The organism is Staphylococcus kloosii (assembly GCF_003019255.1).
GTDB lineage: Bacteria > Bacillota > Bacilli > Staphylococcales > Staphylococcaceae > Staphylococcus > Staphylococcus kloosii.
On sequence record NZ_CP027846.1, the window covers coordinates 1,122,724 to 1,143,576 of the forward strand.

The 20,853-nt window shown below is 32.1% G+C and carries 24 protein-coding genes and 1 riboswitch; of the genes, 20 read left to right on the forward strand and 4 right to left on the reverse strand.

The genetic code is table 11. The features are described 5' to 3' along the window. The first annotated feature begins 52 nt into the window (after nucleotides 1–52). The 3 genes from C7J89_RS05470 to fabZ all read left to right on the forward strand — a co-directional run bounded on the left by C7J89_RS05470 (nucleotide 53) and on the right by fabZ (nucleotide 2,129). Nucleotides 53–286 carry a DUF1146 family protein gene (locus C7J89_RS05470; RefSeq protein WP_061855689.1) on the forward strand — a complete coding sequence of 78 codons (234 nt, stop codon included), beginning with the start codon at nucleotides 53–55 and terminating at the stop codon, nucleotides 284–286. Nucleotides 287–389: 103 nt separating this feature from the next. Further along, nucleotides 390–1,655: a UDP-N-acetylglucosamine 1-carboxyvinyltransferase gene (gene murA / locus C7J89_RS05475; protein ID WP_103295714.1), complete on the forward strand. Its 1,266-nt coding sequence runs from the start codon at nucleotides 390–392 to the stop codon at nucleotides 1,653–1,655. A 33-nt stretch (nucleotides 1,656–1,688) separates the two neighbouring features. Next, nucleotides 1,689–2,129 (forward strand): 3-hydroxyacyl-ACP dehydratase FabZ, encoded by a 441-nt coding sequence (gene fabZ / locus C7J89_RS05480; RefSeq protein ID WP_048792850.1) that lies wholly within the window; start codon nucleotides 1,689–1,691, stop codon nucleotides 2,127–2,129. A 41-nt stretch (nucleotides 2,130–2,170) separates the two neighbouring features. On the opposite strand, the gene C7J89_RS05485 is transcribed toward fabZ, so the two are convergent. Further along, nucleotides 2,171–2,614: a YwpF-like family protein gene (locus C7J89_RS05485; RefSeq protein ID WP_061855687.1), complete on the reverse strand. Its 444-nt coding sequence runs from the start codon at nucleotides 2,612–2,614 to the stop codon at nucleotides 2,171–2,173. A gap of 189 nt (nucleotides 2,615–2,803) precedes the next feature. Between C7J89_RS05485 and C7J89_RS05490 the strand changes: the two genes are divergently transcribed. The 7 genes from C7J89_RS05490 (at nucleotide 2,804) to yidC (ending at nucleotide 8,917) form a co-directional block, all read left to right on the forward strand. Beyond that, nucleotides 2,804–3,190, forward strand: a complete 387-nt coding sequence (locus tag C7J89_RS05490; protein ID WP_061855686.1) for a single-stranded DNA-binding protein — start codon at nucleotides 2,804–2,806, stop codon at nucleotides 3,188–3,190. Nucleotides 3,191–3,630: 440 nt separating this feature from the next. Then, entirely contained in the window at nucleotides 3,631–4,371 is a 741-nt protein-coding gene (locus C7J89_RS05495; protein WP_103295715.1) for a transglycosylase family protein, read from the forward strand. Nucleotides 4,372–4,856: 485 nt separating this feature from the next. Beyond that, nucleotides 4,857–4,954: riboswitch (TPP riboswitch) on the forward strand. A gap of 76 nt (nucleotides 4,955–5,030) precedes the next feature. Next, a complete protein-coding gene (gene tenA / locus C7J89_RS05500; protein WP_061855684.1) occupies nucleotides 5,031–5,720 on the forward strand; it encodes a thiaminase II in 690 nt (229 codons plus the stop codon). After that, complete coding sequence (thiD, locus tag C7J89_RS05505) at nucleotides 5,713–6,537, forward strand: bifunctional hydroxymethylpyrimidine kinase/phosphomethylpyrimidine kinase (RefSeq protein WP_103295716.1); 825 nt, start codon at nucleotides 5,713–5,715, stop codon at nucleotides 6,535–6,537. The genes tenA and thiD overlap by 8 nt, the downstream gene beginning before the upstream one ends. After that, on the forward strand, nucleotides 6,530–7,318 hold the full coding sequence (gene thiM, locus C7J89_RS05510; RefSeq protein WP_103295728.1) for a hydroxyethylthiazole kinase: 789 nt from the start codon (nucleotides 6,530–6,532) through the stop codon (nucleotides 7,316–7,318). Before thiD ends, thiM begins: the two co-directional genes overlap by 8 nt. Before the next feature lie 3 nt (nucleotides 7,319–7,321). Further along, nucleotides 7,322–7,960, forward strand: coding sequence for a thiamine phosphate synthase (gene thiE / locus C7J89_RS05515; RefSeq protein ID WP_103295717.1), 639 nt, complete (start codon nucleotides 7,322–7,324; stop codon nucleotides 7,958–7,960). A gap of 87 nt (nucleotides 7,961–8,047) precedes the next feature. Next, nucleotides 8,048–8,917 (forward strand): membrane protein insertase YidC, encoded by an 870-nt coding sequence (gene yidC / locus C7J89_RS05520; protein ID WP_061855681.1) that lies wholly within the window; start codon nucleotides 8,048–8,050, stop codon nucleotides 8,915–8,917. A 63-nt stretch (nucleotides 8,918–8,980) separates the two neighbouring features. Here yidC and C7J89_RS05525 read toward each other — a convergent pair whose 3' ends face one another. Both C7J89_RS05525 and cls read right to left on the reverse strand, forming a co-directional pair. Then, nucleotides 8,981–9,622 (reverse strand): HD domain-containing protein, encoded by a 642-nt coding sequence (locus C7J89_RS05525; protein WP_103295718.1) that lies wholly within the window; start codon nucleotides 9,620–9,622, stop codon nucleotides 8,981–8,983. 20 nt (nucleotides 9,623–9,642) lie between these two features. Beyond that, entirely contained in the window at nucleotides 9,643–11,127 is a 1,485-nt protein-coding gene (gene cls, locus C7J89_RS05530) for a cardiolipin synthase (protein WP_103295719.1), read from the reverse strand. A gap of 139 nt (nucleotides 11,128–11,266) precedes the next feature. Between cls and csoR the strand changes: the two genes are divergently transcribed. The 3 genes from csoR (at nucleotide 11,267) to C7J89_RS05545 (ending at nucleotide 12,057) form a co-directional block, all read left to right on the forward strand. Continuing rightward, nucleotides 11,267–11,560: a copper-sensing transcriptional repressor CsoR gene (csoR, locus tag C7J89_RS05535; RefSeq protein WP_061855678.1), complete on the forward strand. Its 294-nt coding sequence runs from the start codon at nucleotides 11,267–11,269 to the stop codon at nucleotides 11,558–11,560. Between the two features lie 13 nt (nucleotides 11,561–11,573). Further along, nucleotides 11,574–11,780, forward strand: coding sequence for a putative copper chaperone CsoZ (gene csoZ / locus C7J89_RS05540; RefSeq protein WP_061855677.1), 207 nt, complete (start codon nucleotides 11,574–11,576; stop codon nucleotides 11,778–11,780). Nucleotides 11,781–11,916: 136 nt separating this feature from the next. Beyond that, entirely contained in the window at nucleotides 11,917–12,057 is a 141-nt protein-coding gene (locus C7J89_RS05545) for an Lmo0850 family protein (RefSeq protein ID WP_103295720.1), read from the forward strand. 45 nt (nucleotides 12,058–12,102) lie between these two features. Here C7J89_RS05545 and C7J89_RS05550 read toward each other — a convergent pair whose 3' ends face one another. Beyond that, a complete protein-coding gene (locus tag C7J89_RS05550) occupies nucleotides 12,103–13,320 on the reverse strand; it encodes an FtsW/RodA/SpoVE family cell cycle protein (protein ID WP_103295721.1) in 1,218 nt (405 codons plus the stop codon). A 263-nt stretch (nucleotides 13,321–13,583) separates the two neighbouring features. Between C7J89_RS05550 and C7J89_RS05555 the strand changes: the two genes are divergently transcribed. From C7J89_RS05555 to acpS, 7 genes are all read left to right on the forward strand, one after another. Then, on the forward strand, nucleotides 13,584–14,654 hold the full coding sequence (locus tag C7J89_RS05555; protein WP_061855675.1) for a D-alanine--D-alanine ligase: 1,071 nt from the start codon (nucleotides 13,584–13,586) through the stop codon (nucleotides 14,652–14,654). A gap of 12 nt (nucleotides 14,655–14,666) precedes the next feature. Further along, nucleotides 14,667–16,022: a UDP-N-acetylmuramoyl-tripeptide--D-alanyl-D-alanine ligase gene (locus tag C7J89_RS05560; RefSeq protein ID WP_103295722.1), complete on the forward strand. Its 1,356-nt coding sequence runs from the start codon at nucleotides 14,667–14,669 to the stop codon at nucleotides 16,020–16,022. 302 nt (nucleotides 16,023–16,324) lie between these two features. Continuing rightward, the gene (gene cshA, locus C7J89_RS05565; protein ID WP_061855673.1) at nucleotides 16,325–17,830 is read left to right on the forward strand and encodes a degradosome RNA helicase CshA; all 1,506 of its coding nucleotides are present in this window, start codon (nucleotides 16,325–16,327) and stop codon (nucleotides 17,828–17,830) included. Between the two features lie 163 nt (nucleotides 17,831–17,993). Next, nucleotides 17,994–18,473, forward strand: coding sequence for a PH domain-containing protein (locus C7J89_RS05570; protein ID WP_103295723.1), 480 nt, complete (start codon nucleotides 17,994–17,996; stop codon nucleotides 18,471–18,473). Continuing rightward, nucleotides 18,466–19,959 (forward strand): PH domain-containing protein, encoded by a 1,494-nt coding sequence (locus C7J89_RS05575; protein WP_103295724.1) that lies wholly within the window; start codon nucleotides 18,466–18,468, stop codon nucleotides 19,957–19,959. Before C7J89_RS05570 ends, C7J89_RS05575 begins: the two co-directional genes overlap by 8 nt. Beyond that, entirely contained in the window at nucleotides 19,952–20,434 is a 483-nt protein-coding gene (locus C7J89_RS05580; RefSeq protein ID WP_103295725.1) for a PH domain-containing protein, read from the forward strand. Before C7J89_RS05575 ends, C7J89_RS05580 begins: the two co-directional genes overlap by 8 nt. A gap of 28 nt (nucleotides 20,435–20,462) precedes the next feature. Further along, nucleotides 20,463–20,816, forward strand: coding sequence for a holo-ACP synthase (acpS, locus tag C7J89_RS05585; RefSeq protein WP_061855669.1), 354 nt, complete (start codon nucleotides 20,463–20,465; stop codon nucleotides 20,814–20,816). Nucleotides 20,817–20,853 lie beyond the last annotated feature (37 nt).

The window sequence follows — 20,853 nt, forward strand, 5'->3', positions numbered from 1 at the left end:
TAGAATTTTTCGTGTAGAATACTTTAATAGAGACGAATGAGGAGAATTTAATATGGAGTATTTAGGTCAATTTGCGATTATACATTTGATATTACATGTGGTATGTATTTGTATAAGTTATTGGGCACTAAATGTACTCAGATTGGATCAATTTTTTAAAAAAGGTGATCCTTTAAAAGTACAAATATGCATGATATTTTTAGCAATATTATTAGGTACTGCAGTAAGTAATTTTATCGTAGATTTATTGCAATTTTCTACACAGGTAAAATATTTGTTACAATAATCCAAATAGTTGTTATTTAAATTTGAATATAGATATAATTACATGGAAGAAAATATTCATATAATAAGTGAGATGAAATTGTAGTTTAAGTGGAGGATAAATGATGGACAAGATAGTTATAAAAAGTGGCAATAAATTAACAGGAGAAGTAAAGGCTTCAGGAGCGAAAAATGCAGTATTACCAGTATTAACTGCATCTTTACTTGCAGCGGAAGGTACAAGTAAATTACTTAATGTACCTGCATTAAGCGATGTAGAAACAATTAATAACGTAATTTCTACATTAAATGCAGAAGTATCTTATGACAAAGATGGAGAAGCTGTTACTGTCGATGCAACTAAAGATTTATTTGAAGAAGCACCTTATGAATATGTAAGTAAGATGAGAGCAAGTATATTAGTTATGGGTCCTTTATTAGCTCGTTTAGGACATGCTAAAGTTGCGCTTCCTGGTGGTTGTGCTATTGGTTCAAGACCAATTGAACAACATATTAAAGGTTTTGAAGAACTTGGCGCAGACATCCATATGGATGGTGGTTTCATATACGCTAATGCGAAAGATGGACTTAAAGGTACAACGATTCATTTAGATTTCCCAAGTGTAGGTGCGACACAAAATATTATTATGGCTGCTTCATTGGCTGAAGGTAAAACTGTTTTAGAAAATGTAGCACGTGAGCCAGAAATAGTAGATTTAGCAAACTACATTAATGAAATGGGCGGTAACGTTGTAGGTGCAGGTACTGATACGATTACTATAAATGGAGTAGATAAACTGCATGGCGTCACTCATTCAATAATTCCGGACCGTATCGAAGCAGGTACTTTATTAATTGCAGGCGCAATTACACGTGGTGACGTGCTAGTTAAAGGTGCAATCAAAGAACATATGACTAGTTTAGTTTACAAATTAGAAGAAATGGGAGTTAACCTAGAGTATTCAGATGAAGCTATTCGCGTTAGAGCAGAAGGTGAATTAAAACCAGTAGACGTTAAAACTTTACCACATCCTGGCTTCCCAACAGATATGCAATCACAAATGATGGCATTATTATTAACAGCTGAGGGCAATAAAGTCGTTACTGAAACAGTATTTGAAAATAGATTTATGCACGTTGCTGAATTTCAACGTATGAATGCTAATATTACTGTCGAGGGTAGAAGTGCAAAAATTCAAGGTAAGAGCCAACTTCAAGGTGCTCAAGTCAAAGCCACAGACTTAAGAGCTGCAGCTGCTTTAATTTTAGCAGGATTAGTAGCGGAAGGAACAACTCAAGTTACTGAATTAACACATTTAGACCGTGGTTATGTAGATTTACATGGTAAATTGAATTCATTGGGTGCTAACATTGAAAGAATTAACGACTAATTAAATTGTAAAATTATTGGAGGATTTAATAAAATGGAAACTATTTTCGATTATAATCAAATTAAGCAAATCATCCCACATAGACAACCATTTTTATTAATTGATAAAGTGGTTGAATATGAAGAGGGTAAACGTTGCGTTGGTATTAAACAAGTATCAGGTAACGAACCATTTTTCCAAGGCCATTTTCCTGAATATGCGGTAATGCCTGGCGTATTAATTACAGAAGCATTAGCACAAACGGGTGCTGTCGCAATGCTAAATAACGAAGAGAATAAAGGTAAACTTGCGCTTTTTGCAGGTATTGATAAATGTCGTTTTAAACGTCAAGTTGTACCAGGAGATACTTTAACTTTAGAAGTAGAAATCACTAAAATTAAAGGCCCTATTGGCAAAGGCAGTGCTAAAGCAACTGTAGATGGTCAAGTCGCATGTAGTTGTGAGTTAACATTTGCCTTACAAGATGCAAAATAATAAAAAGAGCTTAACTTTTTAATAAGTTAAGCTCTTTTTATTTAATGTTTATCTGGTTTTTCATCTTTTAGACGAGGTTTAGATTGCATTAATCTATTGAAAGAAGTTTTTAATTCGTCTCCTGATAATCCTTCATCTACAAGTTGTTCTAATAAGCTTTCGGCATATACTTGTCGTAAAGTATAAATATGACATTCAAAAACGACCGAAATTGATCCGTTTAATTTCGTGATGTGTTTAATAGTCGCATCAAATAAAGCTGGGTCATTTGATGGGCGGGTAATGACCACACGAATATCTAACAAAGTTTCATTATCCATATATGATTTCATAGTATCATAATGATAATCTGGTATGACAAGTTCTAACAGCCACCCAGTACCACTACTTTCTTTATTAATGATTACGCCATCTTCCAACTCATATTCAGTTACACCACCGTTTTCTGAAACGATTTGGAATCTAACAGCTTTAAATGTTTTCATTGCCTCACATCCATTAAAGAAATTTAACTTTTACAATAAATAAGATTATGTTGCTATTATAACGTAAATTCAAATTGATAAGCCAATTTTTATAAAATATAGCAAACAATTTTTCCTTGATTTAAACATTACTGACTTTTGACGCTATTGACGAACCCAATTATGATATAGCTAACAAGGAGGTGAACTATGATAAATAATATAGTTGTCGTCGGACGACTAACTAAAGATCCACAGTTATTTAGTAAAGACGAAACAGACTATGTCTCATTATGTCTCGCAATAGATAGACCATCTAAGCGCAATGAGCAACAGCAAAATTGTGATTTTTTATTTTGTAAGGCTTTTGGAAATAATGCTAAAAATATCCACCGTTACTTATCTAAAGGCGCACTTGTAGGTGTAACAGGCCACATGCGTTCTTCTAAATATGAAAAAGAAGGGCAAATGCATTTCGTTACTGAAATCATTATTGATACAATCAAATTTATGTCTCCAAAGGTTAAACAACAGCAAAACCCACTTATTGAACCATGCGATCAAGATGCTACTGATTTAACATTCTCCTTGAATTAATCTATATAACTTAAATGATTTATCCTCAATTTCAATCATATTAATCAACTAACCACCATTTTTATTAACCATCATATTAAACTTATCAATCCTATTATTAATTATACTTGTTGACGGCTATTGCATATATCTAATTATAGATATAGCAATAGCTTTTTGGGGTTTAAATATTGAAAATTTACTCTAATAGTTAAACAGAAAAATCAGATTTATTACATATGTATTACATGAAAAATGTCACATAATAAATTTTCAAAACTGGCATAAACGAAAAAATAATTTTAAAAGCTTTAAATTAACCATTATTTAATGTAATTGTGTTGTAAAAAAATGCCGAATTTTTTTATTTCACTGTAACCTACAGCCTTTTTATAGATGTTACATTGGTAATTGCAAATTGATGATAAAACTAATTACCTTATAGGAGGATTTTTTAAATTATGAAAAAAACATTACTAACTTCAACTATAGTAGTAGGATTAGGCGTAACAGGATTAGCAACAGGACATCATGCAAATGCAGCAGAAACAACTGGAGCTAACCATGCGCACTTAGCACAATTAGCACAAAATAACCCTTCTGAATTAAATGCAAAACCAGTTCAAGAAGGTTCATATAATATTAACTTTGATCAAGACAACACTAACTATCAATTCTCTTCAAATGGCCAAAACTGGTCTTGGAGTTATAACGGATATGGTAATCAAGCAGCTAATACTCAACAAGAACAACCACAACAAAATGAACAACCACAACAAAATGAGCAAGCACAACAACAATCACAACAACCAGAACAACAAGAACAAACTCAACAAAGTACTCAAACTCAAGAGCAACCAAAACAACAACAAGCACCACAAACTGAATCAACTCAACAACCACAACAAGAATCTACTTCAAGTTCAAATGATTCAAGTTCAAGTGACGACAGTGGTTCTTCAGTAAACGTTAACAGTCACTTAAAACAAATTGCTCAACGTGAATCAGGTGGCGACATCCATGCTACAAATGCATCAACTGGTGCATCAGGTAAATATCAATTCTTACAAACTACATGGGATTCAGTAGCACCTGAACAATATAAAGGTAAACCAGCTTCATCAGCACCAGAATCAGTACAAGATAAAGCAGCAGTTAAATTATACAATACTGAAGGTGCTTCACAATGGGTAACTGCATAATTTAGTTATAAATTATGTAATATAATATCAATTTAAATAGAGTTTGGGATATGCTATTATCCTAGACTCTATTTTTTTATATTGGCAAAAAATGACTGAATTGAAAATTCACCAGTATTAAACTTTTGCATCTCTAGTCATTTTTCCCAATCCTTTATGATTTTGCCGTGCATGTTTGCCTTGATTTAGGATAGTATGGTTCGAGCCAGTAATCTTTCACTCATACACTTCCCCAAGGCATCAGTACGATACAAAATCGTTACAAAGTTAATCTTATCTTATTTTATTTTGGTTGATATTGATATTGTGACTATATGACTAAATTGAAATTGCGCTTGTATCAAGCTGCTTTCAACTTTAGTTTTTTTGTCGGGGCGAAACGACAAAGTCTTCTTATACAAGTAGGATTATTGTTCTGCTCATGTTATCTTACTCTTTTGCAAATTGCACGGGGATTTGTTATCTTTAATAAGAAAACATTATAGTAAAACTACTAGGGGAGCCTCTGGCTGAGATGATGTAATTCAGACCCTTACGACCTGATTTGGTTAGTACCAACGTAGGAAAGTAGTCTACTTGCGCTTAATTTATTAATTATGCCTAGTTAGTACTACATTCTTACAAGGAATGTAGTTTTTTTATTAGGAGGAATTTTAACAATGACATTTTCACAAGATTTAAGAACAGCAGCACAACCTATATTAGAAAAAATATATAATGACAACTTCGTTCAACATATGCTTGCAGGTGATTTATCAGCAGAAGCAGCAAGATTTTATTTAAGAGCTGATGCATCTTATTTAAAAGAGTTTGCCAATATCTATGCATTACTAATTCCAAAAGTTTCTACAATGGAAGACGTTAAGTTTTTGGTAGAACAAATTCAATTTATTGTAGATGGTGAAGTTGAAGCGCATGAAATAATAGCAAATTATATAGGTGAAGATTACAATGACATTGTACAAGAAAAAGTGTGGCCACCAAGTGGAGACCATTATATAAAACATATGTATTATAATGCTTTTAGCAAAGAAAATGCTGCGCATACGATAGCAGCGATGGCACCTTGTCCTTATGTTTATCAATATATCGCGCGTAAAGCAGTAAAAGATGATGCTTTAAATAAAGACTGTATTTTAGCTAAATGGTTCGAATTTTATAGTACAGAAATGGAAGAACTGGTAAATGTTTTCGATAAATTATTAGATAAACTAACAGCAAATATTTCACAACAAGAATGCGATGCTATTAAAGAGAGCTATTTACAAAGTACAGTGCATGAACAAAACTTTTTCAACATGGCATATGTACAAGAATCATGGGATTTTGGAGGAAATAACAATGAATAAACCTAAAATAGCACTAACAATTGCAGGAACTGACCCATCTGGCGGAGCAGGTGTTATGGCAGATTTAAAATCTTTTCATGCCTGTGGTGTATATGGTATGGCTGCTATAACAAGTATCGTGGCGCAAAATACAAAAGGTGTGCAACACATTCATAATTTAGATCCACAATGGTTGGCAGAACAATTAGATAGTGTATATGATGATGAATTACCACATGCTTTAAAGACAGGTATGATTGCATCTAAAGAAATGATGGAACTTATTCAATCATATATAGCTCAACATCCAGAAATTCCATACGTTATTGACCCAGTTATGCTCGCAAAAAGTGGTGATTCACTTATGGATGACGAAGGCAAAAATAATTTGAAGTCTATTTTATTACCACTTGCTACTGTAGCTACGCCTAATATTCCTGAGGCTGAAGAAATTACTGGATTAACAATTAAAAATGAAGCCGATATATATAAAGCTGGACAAATATTTATAAACGAAATTGGTAGTAAAGGCGTTGTTATAAAAGGTGGTCATGCGAATGATGACACACAAAATTCAACAGATTATTTATTTATAAAAGATGAAGTATACAAATTTACTGAAGCACGATATGATACGCCACATACTCATGGCACAGGTTGTACATTTTCTGCCGTTATTACTGCTGAATTAGCAAAAGGTAAATCAATATATGAAGCGGTACAAAAAGCTAAGAAATTTATAGCACTAGCAATTCAGTATACGCCTGAAATAGGACAAGGTCGTGGCCCAGTGAACCATTTTGCCTATATGAAAAAGGAGGGATTAGATGATGAATAATTTAGCAACGATTCGTCAACAAAATCCTTTAGTCGTGTGTTACACGAATGATGTAGTGAAAAATTTTACTGCTAACGGATTATTGAGTTTAGGCGCTAGTCCAGCTATGAGTGAAGCACCTGAAGAAGCAGAAGATTTTTTTAAAGTCGCATCATCACTATTAATTAATATTGGGACGCTTAACAAATCTCAAAGTCAAGATATGTTGAAAATCGCACGAATTGCTAATAAATCAGCTGTACCAATCGTTTTTGATCCAGTAGCAGTAGGCGCTTCACAGTTTAGAAAAACATTTTGTCATCAATTTTTAGCAGAAGTAGATGTAACTGTTATTAAAGGTAATGCTTCTGAGATTTTAGCTTTAATTGATGATGATGCTACAATGAAAGGTACAGATAGTGCAGAAAATTTAGATGTTATAGATATTGCTCAACGTGCACAGAAAAAATTTAATACAACAATCGTAATTACAGGTAAAGAAGATATTATTGCGCAAGAAGACAAAATAATAAAATTATCTAATGGCTCACAGATGTTAACTAAAATAACAGGTGCAGGCTGTTTATTAGGTGGCGTTATAGCTAGCTTTTTAAATCGTAGTTTAGCGCCATCTATTGAAAGCGTAATTGAAGCTGTCTCAATTTTTAATATAGCTGCAGAACAAGCAGAGAGTAAAACTTCACCACAAGGACCTGGATCATTTTTAACACGCTTTGTAGATAAGTTATATACGATTGAACACTCTGAATATATGCAGTTAAGACAATTAGAAGAGGTGTAAATAATGTTCCAACCAGATGATTTAAGACTATATTTCATTTGTGGTACTCAAGATATAAGCGATGAACGTAATATCGTGGACGTAGTAAAAGAGGCTTTAGCTGCAGGTATCACAATGTTCCAATTTAGAGAAAAAGGCAAAGGGACATTAATTGGTGAGGACAAAGAATTACTTGCTATAAAACTAAAAGAGTTATGTCATTCTTATAATGTTCCATTTATAGTAAATGATGACGTTTCACTAGCAATCGCAATTGATGCTGATGGTATTCATGTTGGACAAGATGATGAAGACGTGGAACATTTTGCACAGCAATTTCAACATAAAATAATAGGTTTAAGTGTAGGTAATATTGAAGAGTATCAGCATTCTAACCTAGCACATGTTGACTATATTGGAGTAGGACCAATGTTTCCGACTTCTTCAAAAGATGACGCAAATGCACCCGTAGGTCCTGAAATGATTACACAACTTCGAGAAAAACTTCAAGATTTCCCAATGGTAGGCATTGGGGGTATTTCGTTAGCTAACTATAAAGAAGTAATGGACGCTAAAGCCAATGGTGTATCAGTGATTTCAGCTATCGCACAAAGTGATGATATTAAATCAACAGTCCACCATTTTTTACAATATGTTGATTAATAGTGAAAATATTATGTTTTTGATTTTCACTTGCACACTAATATGATAAAATGATTTTTGTGTGAATATATCATTAGAGGTGGAAAAATGAAGAAAAAAGCGCTATTACCTTTACTTTTGGGAGTAATGGTCTTTCTAGCAGGATGTGACTACTCTAAACCGAGCAACAGAAATGGTTTCTTCTTTAATACATTTGTTGAACCAATGGACAAATTAATACATTGGTTAGGGACTAGTTTTAATAATGACTATGGTTTAGCAATTGTCGTTATTGTAATTGCAATTCGTTTAGTTTTATTACCATTCATGTTATCAAATTATAGAAATAGTCATATGATGCGAGAAAAAATGAAGGTAGCTAAACCTGACATTGATGCTGTGCAAGAGAAAGTGAAACGTTCTCGTACACAAGAAGAAAAAATGGCTGCCAATCAAGAAATGATGGAAGTTTATAAAAAATACGATATGAACCCAATGAAGAGCATGTTAGGTTGTTTACCAGTATTAATTCAAATGCCAGTCATTATGGGATTATATTTCGTCTTGAAATTCCCATCTAACGGTGGATTTACTGATCACCCTAATTTCTTATGGTTTGATTTATCAAAACCAGACATTTGGATCACAATTATAGCTGGTGTGTTATACTTCTTACAAGCTTATGTATCAAGCTTAAGTATGCCAAATGAACAACGTCAAATGGGTTACATGATGATGGTTATTTCTCCAATCATGATTGTATGGATTTCATTAAGCTCTGCTTCAGCACTTGGCTTATATTGGTCAGTCAGTGCCGCATTCTTGATTATACAAACGCATTTTGCGAACATCTACTACTCAAGAGTTGCCAAAAGAGAAGTTGCTCCAATGTTAGAAGCAATGAACAAAGATAAAAATGGCGACGGTAACAAAGCAAAAAATACACAAGTTGTATCAAAAAAAGCTAAGAAAAAATAATTAAAGTAAAAGCGTCTTTCAAAAATATTGAAAGACGCTTTTTTATATACTCTATATTTGAAGTTACCATTCTTCGAAAAATTGATGCACGAATTGTTGCATAAATTCATGTCTTTTTTCAGCTATAACATAAGCCGTTTTAGTATGCATTAATCCTTTTAAATTAAATAGTTTTTCATAAAAATGTTTAATAGCAGAAGGTGATAAATGAGCTAAGTTATAATTGCCATTAATTAAGGATTCATAGTCTATGTCACCACTCCACATAGGTTCATCATAAGCACCTGCAAACTGAAAAGTGCGGGCAATACCAATAGCACCTAATGCATCTAAACGATCGGCATCACGAACGATTTGTCCTTCTTTTGATAACTTTGTTTGATGAACTTTAGCATGACTATAACTCATATTATTAATGATGTGAAGAATCGCTTCACTATCTTTATCGTTAAGTTGAATTGATGATAAAAACGTACGAAGTTTATGCGTAGCTTCTTCGTTATTTGTTAATTTTGAATCAACCGTATCATGTAGAAGACTTGCCATATTTATAATAAAGGTATTAACAGGTTGCTCTCGCTCTGCTAAATACAATGCTAAACGTTCAACTCTATTAATATGCGCAATATCATGTCCCGAAAAATCATTATTATGAAAAGTAGTCATAAAAGTGCGGGCACTATCAAGCTGTTCTTCTTGGTTCATCTGCTTTCACCTCTATAATTTTATAAAATTGGAGATAATAATCTGGCAATACCTTCTTTAAACTTAACCCATATACTACGTTGTTCGTATAGTTCTTTTGTAAGTCTATATGATACTAAAAGGTCTTTTTCGAATTCTCCGCGTAATTGTTTTGCGACTGCAGTGTCGTAAATAAAAGCATTAATTTCAAAATTCAATGTAAAACTGCGATGATCCATATTAGTCGTACCTACACTAGCAACTTCATCATCAATGATGACACATTTAGAATGTAAAAAGCCGTCTCTATATTGGAAAATATTAACACCGGCATCTAATAAACTTGCAACGTTATTATAAGTTGCCCAGTAAACAAAAGGGTGGTCCGGTTTGTCAGGAATCATAATATTTACATTTACACCACCTAGTGCGGCAATTTTCACTGCATCTAAAAAGGCTTGATCTGGAATAAAATATGGTGATTGTATAAAAATACTCTTTTTAGCAGAGGAAATCATTTTTAAATAGCCATATTTAATTTGCTCCCATTCCTCATCCGGTCCACTCGATGCGATTTGTATACCGATGTTCCCGTCGTAATTGACATCTGGGAAATAACGGTCTTGATAACTTAAGTTGGAACGTGTTGCCTGAGCATTCCAATCGAGCATATAGCGTAATTGCAGTGCGTTCACTGCATCACCTACAATGCGTAAGTGAGTGTCTCTCCAATAACCGAATTTCTTTTTTAGTCCTAAATATTCGTCACCAACATTAAAGCCGCCAACATAACCAATTTTGCCGTCAATAACGACAATTTTTCTATGGTTACGATTGTTCATTCTTAAATTTATTAAAGGCAGTTTAGAAGGGAAGAAAGCCTCTACCTTGCCACCTTTTTGACGAAATGATTTAAAGTCTTTAATTGATAATGATCTCGAACCCATATCATCATATAACATTTTGACTTCTAAACCTTCATCTAGTTTTTGTTCCAATGCAGCTAAAATACTTTTACCTAAATTATCATGACGAAAGATATAATACTGAATATGTATATAATCTTTAGCGTTATGAATATCTTCAAGAAGTGCATCGAATTTCTTTCTTCCATCTGTATAAATCGTTACATCATTATCTGTCGTTAAAAAGGCAGCATTATTATAAAGAAGCATTTGCACCATATCTTTAAATTTAACAATTTGATGATTACCTTTTGAAAAGTTATCATTTTTTAATGCTTCTAACTGTTCATTTACTATCATTTGGATGCCGATTTTGTCTTTTTCATCTATTTTAAATATATGATTTCGTTGAATTTGTCGTCCAAATAATAAATACAAGACGAAACCTAATAAAGGTAATAGAACAAGGACTAAAAGCCAAGCCCAAATTGCTCCAGCAGTTCGTCTTTCCAAAAATATAATTGTAAAAGCAAATATTAAATTTAAAGCAAATGCACTAATAAATATAATGTTTAATACGACATTTGAATGATGAAGTCCGATTGACCACGTTTCCATCATATATATTCCCCCAAAACAACATCACATTTAAATCGTACAAAGTCTTTGTTATTGTAACATGAGATAAAAATTTTATCATTTGACTCATACCCGTTGTGGGTATACGATAAGCTTAAATATATAATAGGAGAGGGTATTTATGGTAGAAACATCTCAAGCCCATCATTCTACACAGACTAAAAACAACTTAAAATCACGTTTAAATCGTATTGAAGGCCAAGTAAAAGCGATTAATCGTATGATTGATGAAGACGTATATTGTGATGATGTATTAACACAAATTAGAGCAACACGTTCAGCATTGAATAGTGTAGCTACAAAACTGCTAGATCATCATATGAAGAGTTGTATTATGGAAAAAATAGACAACGGTGAAAATGAAGCGGCTATGGAAGAATTGCTAGTTACGTTTCAAAAATTAATGAAAGACTGATGGAGATTATACAATGGAAACGAAAGTAATTTTTGTGGCAGGTCTAAATACTGCTAAGCAGGCAGAAGCACTAACAAAAGATTTATTAAATATAATTGGTGTTCATCAAGTTCATGTTGATAGTCACAATAGTTCTATTCAAGTCACTTTTACTACACCTGCCAATTTAAATAATATAGAAAAAGAAATTTATGATAGAGGGTATACAATAATCTTTTAAAATATTGAATAACTTATAAAAAATAAACGCGTTGTAAAAAATATTCATAAAAATGAAAAAAATTGCAATTTGGTGTAGTAACATATATTAAAATAGGGTATGATGAAGTAGAAGCCATACAGTCAGGAGTGATGATATGAATAAGAACAACGACAAATTACAAAACGTAGTTAAGCTATTATCATCATTAGGGGTAAACATAAAGAAAACTAAGTCAAGATTTGAAGTTATGCATACTTTACCAACTACTGTGAAAACCACTAACGAACTGAAATAGTCAAAAAGGACCTAGCGAAGTGCTAAGTCCTTTTTTTGTTGACTATTAATTTGAAGTTGATTGTCGTAGTGGCGTAGTAGCTGTATCTTCGTTAAAACGCTTTGGTTGGTGATAATAAATAGAAAGACAAACACCAATTCCACACATTAAACTCCATAACGAACTACCGCCATAACTTATAAACGGTAAGGGAATACCAGTAATTGGTAGCAACTGAATAGTCATACCGATATTTTGTAAAATATGGAATAATAACAATGAAACATAGCCAATAAGAAAAATCTTATTAAATGGGCTGTCATCAGTTGTCGCCAGACGTACTAAATGGAAGATTAATCCTAAGAAAATAAGTAATAAAATAACCGAACCTATAAAACCAAATTCTTCGCCTATTACTGAAAAAATAAAGTCAGTGTGGTTTTCTGGAATATAGACTTCGCCATGATTAAAGCCTTTACCTAACAATTGACCCGAACCAATCGCTTTTAATGATTCAGTTAAATGATACCCATCTCCACTACTATAAGTATAAGGATCTAACCAAGAACTAATTCTTCCTAATTGATAAGTTTTAACTCCTAATAAGCTTTCTATTAATGAAGGTCTATAAATCATAGCCAATAAAATACTTGAACCAACGGCAATAACGACTAAAAAGAGCGGTGCTAACAATTTCCAAGTAATACCGCTGACAATAATGACACCGACTATAATTGCACAAAGTACTAATGTAGTACCCAAGTCATTTTGTAACAAAATAAGTGCCATTGGTAAAAGTGACATACCAATAATTTTAAATAATAATTTTAAATCTGTTTCGAGCGATTTGTTAAAAGTAAACTTGTTATGTTTCATTACTAATTTCGCTAGTGCTAATATCAAAACTATTTTCATAAATTCAGAAGGTTGGACACTGATTGGACCTAATTTATACCAACTTTTGGCACCATTGATTACAGGAGTAAAAGGTGTCTCTGGAATGATGATTAAGACAAATAAAGCAAAACATAATATAAAGTATAATAAATAACTGTACTTTATTAGTTTTTTAGGAGAGACAATCATTATTAAGCCGGCAATTATAGCACCTAACACATAATAAAATATTTGTCTTTCACTAAAGTTCGAGCTATATTGACCGCCACCCATAGCAGAATGTATTATACTCACACTAATTATAGCTAATATTACGATAACGCCAACTAAAATCCAATCGACGCGTCGCATCCAACTGTGTTCTTTTGAACGACGTGAATTACTCATTGCATACTCCTTAAAATAAAATCTAATTTTATGTATTATAGTTTGATTTTACCGAACTTTCTATTATATTGCTAGAACAATACTAGGTAAGTTTGAATAAAATTATTAAGAAATATGACTATATTTCTTAATGTGTAGAACTTTTTAAAAATTACTTTATTAAAAAAATTAAAATTTAAAACAACCTATTAACATAATCGATGCAAAGATATATTAAATCGTGATATGATGTAGTTTAATAATAATATTTGGAGGCAAAAGAGATGGCTAAAGAAAATATTTGTATTTTATATGGAGGTAAAAGTGCCGAACATGACGTATCGATTCTAACTGCTCAAAACGTACTTAATGCGATAGATAAGGATGCGTATCGTATTGATATCATTTACATAACAAATGATGGGCAATGGAAAAAGAAAACAGATATCGTTAATGAAATTTCGGACAATGATTACTTGAGATTAAACGATGTTGAAGCGGGTGATATATCTCGTTTACTATCAACAGAAGAAGGCCAACAATCATATAGTGCAGTCTTTCCTTTGTTACATGGGCCGAACGGAGAAGACGGTACGATGCAAGGTTTATTTGAAGTATTAGACTTACCATACGTTGGTAATGGTGTATTAGCCGCATCAAGTACAATGGATAAATTAGTTATGAAGCAACTATTTGCACATAGAGGATTGCCTCAATTACCGTATGTTAGCTTTTTAAGAAGTGAATACCAAAAATATGAAGGTAATATCTTAAAATTAGTGCATGACAAATTAGAATATCCAGTATTTGTTAAACCAGCCAATTTAGGTTCAAGCGTTGGTATTAGTAAATGTAATAATGAAGAAGAATTAAAACAAGGTATCGAAGAAGCTTTCCAATTTGACCGTAAACTTGTTATCGAACAAGGTATTGATGCGCGTGAAATAGAAGTCGCTGTACTAGGTAATGACTATCCAGAAACAACATTACCAGGTGAAGTTATAAAAGATGTAGCTTTTTATGATTACAAATCAAAATATAAAGATGGTAAAATCCGTTTGGATATACCAGCCGATTTAGATGAAGAAGTACAAATGACTTTAAGAAATATGGCAGTAGAAGCTTTCAAAGCGACAGACTGTTCAGGTTTATTACGTGCTGACTTCTTTGTCACAGAAGATAATCAAATCTTTATCAATGAAACAAATGCTATGCCTGGATTTACTGCGTATAGTATGTACCCTAGCTTATGGGAAAATATGGGATTATCATACGCTGACTTAATCAAAAAATTAATTGAGTTAGCTAAAGAAAAACATGAAGATAAGAAGAAAAATAAATATAGTATTAATTGAGGCGAATAATTTATGATCGAAGTAACATTAAAACAAATACATGAATGGATTGATTGTGAAATTGACGAACAATTTTTAAATCAGTCTATTGCAGGCGTGACAATAGACTCACGACATATAGATAGCAAAATGTTGTTTATTCCTTTTAAAGGGGAAAACGTTGATGGCCACAAATTTGTGAAACAAGCTTTACATGATGGTGCAGGCGCAAGTTTCTATCAAAAAGGTGAAACAATAGATGAAACGATTGCCGGTCCAATAATTTGGGTTGATGATACGTTAAGTGCTTTACAACAATTAGCACAAACTTATTTGCGTTACGTGAATCCACAAGTAATTGCAGTTACGGGATCTAATGGCAAGACAACCACTAAAGATATGATTGAAAGTGTGTTAAAGCCTCAATTTAAAGTAAAAAAAACACTCGGTAATTACAATAACGAAATCGGCATGCCACTCACGATATTACAATTAGATCATGATACTGAAATTTCTATTCTTGAAATGGGAATGTCAGGATTCCATGAAATTGAGCTACTATCAAAAATTGCTGAACCTGATATTGCGGTAATCACTAATATAGGTGAATCTCATATGCAAGATTTAGGTTCTAGAGAAGGCATTGCTCAGGCTAAGTTTGAAATTACTTTAGGCCTAAAAAAAGATGGTTTATTTATATATGACGGTGATGAGCCATTATTAAAGCCCCATGTAGAACAATTGAAAGATGTAAAACTTACAAGTATTGGTTTGAATGCCGATAATACTTATGTATGTAAAATTGACGACTTTGCGACTGAAGGCATTGCATTTTCAATTAATGATTCAGAACAATATGCCTTACCTATTTTAGGAACACACAATATGAAAAATGCTGCAATTGCAATAGCAGTAGGTAAACGATTAAATTTAGATTATGAAACGATATATCAAAATTTAAAAAAAGTTAAATTAACTGGTATGCGTATGGAACAACATGTAACTGACGATGGTTTAGTTGTTATTAATGATGCTTATAACGCAAGTCCAACAAGTATGAAAGCTGCAATTGATACTTTAGCTAATATGACGGGACGTAAAATACTCGTATTAGGCGATGTCTTAGAATTAGGTCAAGACAGTAAAAAAATGCATCAAGAAGTAGGCGAGTACTTAGACAATAAAGGTATTGATATGTTATTGACTTACGGTACTGAAGCTTCATATATTAATGAAGCAGGGCAGAACTTAGTAAATCAAGCAGTACATTACGATGATAAATCACAATTAATTAATGAACTAAAAGAACTAACACAACTAGACGATAAAATTTTAATAAAAGGCTCTAGAGGCATGAAGTTAGAAGAAGTCGTAGATGCTTTAGTTTAATGATAACCACAATGGAAGTTATATTCTGTTGTGGTTTTTAATTTTAGTAAATATCAGAATATAGAAACTTTAAAAAAATATTTAACAAATTAAATGGGAAATATGAATATTAATTAACCGCTTACAACCCAACAACTGCAATATTAGTTTAATTTTTTTAAAGATGGATAATATCAAATTAATTAAAGTTATGTAATTTTGCTTTATTGCGATTATATTGTGGAGGTGGTACTATTAAGAAGTTGAAGAAACTTAAATGAACATATATGAAGAGAAATATAGAAGTATAAAGGAGAATTATATTGCAAAATTTTAAAGAATTAGGGATATCGGCTAAAACAGTAGAAACCCTAGAATCAATGGGGTTTACAGAAGCCACACCAATTCAAAAGGATAGTATTCCACTTGCATTAGCAGGTAGAGACGTATTAGGACAAGCTCAAACAGGTACTGGTAAAACAGGTGCTTTTGGTATTCCTTTAATCGAAAAAGTAGTAGGTAAAGAAGGCGTGCAATCTTTAATCTTAGCACCTACAAGAGAATTAGCGATGCAAGTTGCTGAACAATTAAAAGAGTTTAGTAAAGATCAAAAAGTACAAGTAGTTACAATTTTTGGTGGTATGCCAATTGATCGTCAAATTAAAGCATTGAAAAAAGGACCTCAAATCGTAGTTGGTACTCCAGGACGTGTTATAGACCATTTAAATCGTCGTACTTTAAAAACTACAGGTATCCACACTTTAATCCTAGACGAAGCAGATGAAATGATGAACATGGGCTTTATAGATGATATGAGATTTATCATGGATAAAATTCCAGCAGAACAACGTCAAACGATGCTATTCTCAGCTACGATGCCTAAAGCTATTCAAAACTTAGTTCAACAATTTATGAACTCACCTGAGATTGTCAAAACAATGGATAACAAAATGTCAAATCCACAAATTGACGAATACTATACTATCGTTAAAGAATTAGAAAAATTTGATACATTTACGAACTTCTTAGATGTACATCAACCAGAGTTAGCTATCGTATTCGGTAGAACAAAACGTCGTGTTGATGAATTAACAAGTGCGTTATTATCTAAAGGTTATAAAGCTGAGGGATTACATGGTGATATCACTCAAGCTAAACGATTAGAAGTCTTGAAAAAATTCAAAAATGATCAAATCGACATTTTAGTAGCTACAGATGTTGCTGCTCGTGGATTAGATATTTCTGGCGTAAGTCATGTTTATAACTTTGATATTCCTCAAGATACTGAAAGTTATACACACAGAATTGGTCGTACAGGCCGTGCTGGTAAAGAAGGTATCGCTGTTACTTTCGTTAACCCAATTGAAATGGATTATATTCGTCAAATCGAACAAGCGAATAATCGTCAAATGAATGCTTTACGTCCACCACACCGTAAAGAAGTATTAAAAGCGCGTGAAAACGACATTAAAGAAAAAGTACAAAATTGGATGTCTAAAGATAATGAACCAAGATTACAACGAATCGCTGGTCAACTTTTAGAAGAATACAATGATGTAGAATTAGTTGCTTCATTATTACAAGAATTAGTAGAAGCAAACGATGAAGTTGAAGTGCAACTTACATTTGAAAAACCATTAGCTAGAAAAGGTCGTCCTTCAAAAGGACCACGTCGTAATAACAACAATAAACGTGGTAACAAGTTTGATAATAAAGGTCGCCGTGGCAAACCAGCATTTAACAAAAAAGGTAAAAAAGATAGAACATCAGACAGAAAAGACAACAAAAAGTCGATGAAAGGTCGTACTTTCGCTGACCACCAAAAATAAGGTCTAACTTTATCATATATAGCAATTTAAGTTTAATCATCTCACATAAGTGAGATGATTTTTTTATATATTTTTTTAATTATTAATTTTTATGAAAAGTTAGTTGTATGTATAGACTATGTTATAATGAAGTGAAATTTTATATTGCGAAAGGATTGAGAAGATGGAACAAAGTAATAAGTATATTCGCAGTCCTAAAAGTGTGCTGAAATATTATTATTTTACGGAAGGATTGTTACTAATTGTCGGACTGATAATTAGTGGTGTATTACTCTTTTTAACAAATCATTTCGAGTGGTGGAAACCGATCTACTATATCATTGTGGTAGGGATGATTTTTGATATTTTATATTTTATCGTGACACCATTAATTAAATATAAATTTACTTTTTATAAAATTGAAGAAGATTATGTAGCTATTTCCAAGCAATTTTTCTTTCAAAAAACAGAATTAGTTAAATTCGAAAGAACACAATTGATTAAAAGAAACAGCAATCCGATTTTACATAAATTATCATTGAGCAAAACTTCAATACTTACTGCTGGACATATAGTAGATTTGCCTTTGATTCATAAACAAGATGCTGAAAAATTTGAAACAACGATAATGTCGTATTTGAGAGGAGCAGATTTTGATGTATAACCCTCAAAAATTACACCCAATTTCATATATTTCAGGAATTATTAATGTAATCAAGCAAAATTTTATTTTTGTTATTATTTTCTTAATATTTAACTTAAAAGATTTTGAGTTCACTAATTTTTATTCATACATCTATCCCGGTATAGTGACGCTTATCTTTGTGGTTTCATTTATTATACATATTGTAAAAGTATATAAGACAAGATATTGGATTGAAGAAGATCATTTTATATTAACGACTGGCGTTTTCACTAAACAACGTAAAGAATTGAATATTCGTCGTATTCAATCGGTTGATACTGCACAAGGAATCGTTAATCAACTTGTTGGTGGTGTAGTCTTACTAATTAAAACACCAAGTGACGGTATAGAGTTGGATACAGTGTCCAAAAAACAAAGTCAACTTATACAACAAGCTATCAAACAGCTGCAATTAGATTTAGCTGACGATGTAGTAAATGATGAGGCGTTGCAAAATAATGAAGCGCATAACGTTGATAATTCTAATACCGCGACACAACAATTATATAAATTAAACTTTAAAAATTTATTGTTAATGGGGATGACAAGTGGTGCGATTGGTATAGCATTTGCAGCAGTGATGCCTATTTTTGGCAGTATTTCAGATTTACTGCCTTGGAAGGCTTTAGATAGTAAAATAGAACATCTTACACATGCAGTTTTAGTCACTGTAATTATTATAGTTTCTGTCATTCTGCTTATAAGTTATATTGTTGGTACAATTATAACTATAGTACGTTATTTTAATTACACGTTAACGCGAGAAAATAACCAACTTAATATTTCATATGGATTGTTTAAAGTTCAAAATATAACTGTTCCAACCGATAGAGTACAAGCAGTTATAGAAAATCAATCCTTTTTACGAAAAATCTTTGGCTTCACAGCAATCTACTTTGTTATTACAAGTGATATGGATATTAACCTAGAAGATGACAATGTGAGTGGCAAGGTTATGGTTTTACCGTTTATTAAACGGAAGGAAGCATTTAGCATAATTAAAGGTTTAGTACCTTATTATGAATTTAATGAAGCGCGTAAAGGCATGCCATTAAGAAGTTTCCATCGTTACTTTATAAAAGAGTTTTTCGTACTGTTAGTAATTGGTCTTATAGCCACTTATTTTTGGTCAGCATGGGCACTTGTTATCGTTAGTGTAGTACTGCTATTATTTATTATTAATGGCATACTAAACGTTAAATATGCCGGATATAAAGTCGATGAAGATGAACTTGTAGTCCATAATGTTTCAATTTTTGGAATGAAAAATAGTTATTTTAAACGCGACAAAATTTTAGGCATGGAAAATACACAAACACCATTTCTTAAAAGAAGCAATTTAACAACTTTTAAATACGTCATAGCTAAGGCGGCAGGTATGCAAAAGATTGGATTAAAATATGAAAATACAAAGAATGTTAATAGTTTAAAACAATGGTATTTAAGAGGTGAGCGACATGAATGATTTTAAGCGAATGGATATAATGGGCAAAAGAGTCATGGCGCTACGTTCAATTATTTTATCTGTTATTATATTGGCTCTATTAATTGTAGTTTTAGTTGTTAATACGTTATGGTTAGATTTATTAAGCGAAAAAGCATGTTTGTGGGTAGCAATAATTGGTATAGTGGTTATTATATTATATCTATTAATAGGTAGCATTATTATCCCACGATATCAATTTTTAATTTTTAAATATAACTTATCTGATGAAGAAATCGTTGTACGTAAAGGTTTATGGTTTATTACAACAACAAAAATTCCTTTGTTTAGAATTCAAAATGTTGAAATTCAAGAAGGCATTATTATGCGTAAGTATAATTTAGCTAATGTAAATTTATCTACTGCAGGTGGAAACACCGAGGTCATTTTAATTTCAAAGCAAGAGGCGAATATTATAAAACAATTTATAAGAGATAATAAGCAGAAAACTTTATAAAATCAAAAAGATTGTAGGTCGAATAAATATGATATATGGCATTGGTATTGATTTGATTGAGATAGAACGCATAGAAACGTTATATCATAGACAGCAAAAATTCGTTAATAGAATTTTATCAGAACAAGAAATTGAGAAATTTAATACTTTTAACAATCCAAAACGTAAAGTGGAATTTTTAGCGGGTAGATTTGCGTGTAAAGAAGCATTTAGTAAAGCTTTAGGAACTGGGTTAGGTAAGACGATAGCTTTTAACGATATTAATTGCTTTAATGATGAATTAGGCAAGCCTTGTATTGAACATCATGATTATATAGTTCATGTAAGTATTACCCATTCAGAAAATTATGCTATGAGCGAAGTCATATTAGAATATAAATAAAATATTGATTTAAAAGTCACTTCTTTGGCTAAAATTA

Excerpts from the sequence above, each read along its gene's own strand:
- fabZ (WP_048792850.1), top strand. The coding sequence starts at position 1,689 with ATGGAAACTATTTTCGATTATAATCAAATTAAGCAAATCATCCCACAT.
- cls (WP_103295719.1), bottom strand. The coding sequence starts at position 11,127 with ATGATGGAAACGTGGTCAATCGGACTTCATCATTCAAATGTCGTATTA.
- acpS (WP_061855669.1), top strand. The coding sequence starts at position 20,463 with ATGATATATGGCATTGGTATTGATTTGATTGAGATAGAACGCATAGAA.
- C7J89_RS05490 (WP_061855686.1), top strand. The coding sequence starts at position 2,804 with ATGATAAATAATATAGTTGTCGTCGGACGACTAACTAAAGATCCACAG.
- C7J89_RS05485 (WP_061855687.1), bottom strand. The coding sequence starts at position 2,614 with ATGAAAACATTTAAAGCTGTTAGATTCCAAATCGTTTCAGAAAACGGT.
- C7J89_RS05545 (WP_103295720.1), top strand. The coding sequence starts at position 11,917 with ATGAATAAGAACAACGACAAATTACAAAACGTAGTTAAGCTATTATCA.
- C7J89_RS05580 (WP_103295725.1), top strand. The coding sequence starts at position 19,952 with ATGAATGATTTTAAGCGAATGGATATAATGGGCAAAAGAGTCATGGCG.
- thiD (WP_103295716.1), top strand. The coding sequence starts at position 5,713 with ATGAATAAACCTAAAATAGCACTAACAATTGCAGGAACTGACCCATCT.
- C7J89_RS05570 (WP_103295723.1), top strand. The coding sequence starts at position 17,994 with ATGGAACAAAGTAATAAGTATATTCGCAGTCCTAAAAGTGTGCTGAAA.
- C7J89_RS05495 (WP_103295715.1), top strand. The coding sequence starts at position 3,631 with ATGAAAAAAACATTACTAACTTCAACTATAGTAGTAGGATTAGGCGTA.
- murA (WP_103295714.1), top strand. The coding sequence starts at position 390 with ATGGACAAGATAGTTATAAAAAGTGGCAATAAATTAACAGGAGAAGTA.
- C7J89_RS05550 (WP_103295721.1), bottom strand. The coding sequence starts at position 13,320 with ATGAGTAATTCACGTCGTTCAAAAGAACACAGTTGGATGCGACGCGTC.
- C7J89_RS05525 (WP_103295718.1), bottom strand. The coding sequence starts at position 9,622 with ATGAACCAAGAAGAACAGCTTGATAGTGCCCGCACTTTTATGACTACT.
- csoR (WP_061855678.1), top strand. The coding sequence starts at position 11,267 with ATGGTAGAAACATCTCAAGCCCATCATTCTACACAGACTAAAAACAAC.
- tenA (WP_061855684.1), top strand. The coding sequence starts at position 5,031 with ATGACATTTTCACAAGATTTAAGAACAGCAGCACAACCTATATTAGAA.
- C7J89_RS05470 (WP_061855689.1), top strand. The coding sequence starts at position 53 with ATGGAGTATTTAGGTCAATTTGCGATTATACATTTGATATTACATGTG.
- csoZ (WP_061855677.1), top strand. The coding sequence starts at position 11,574 with ATGGAAACGAAAGTAATTTTTGTGGCAGGTCTAAATACTGCTAAGCAG.
- thiM (WP_103295728.1), top strand. The coding sequence starts at position 6,530 with ATGAATAATTTAGCAACGATTCGTCAACAAAATCCTTTAGTCGTGTGT.
- yidC (WP_061855681.1), top strand. The coding sequence starts at position 8,048 with ATGAAGAAAAAAGCGCTATTACCTTTACTTTTGGGAGTAATGGTCTTT.
- C7J89_RS05560 (WP_103295722.1), top strand. The coding sequence starts at position 14,667 with ATGATCGAAGTAACATTAAAACAAATACATGAATGGATTGATTGTGAA.
- thiE (WP_103295717.1), top strand. The coding sequence starts at position 7,322 with ATGTTCCAACCAGATGATTTAAGACTATATTTCATTTGTGGTACTCAA.
- C7J89_RS05575 (WP_103295724.1), top strand. The coding sequence starts at position 18,466 with ATGTATAACCCTCAAAAATTACACCCAATTTCATATATTTCAGGAATT.
- C7J89_RS05555 (WP_061855675.1), top strand. The coding sequence starts at position 13,584 with ATGGCTAAAGAAAATATTTGTATTTTATATGGAGGTAAAAGTGCCGAA.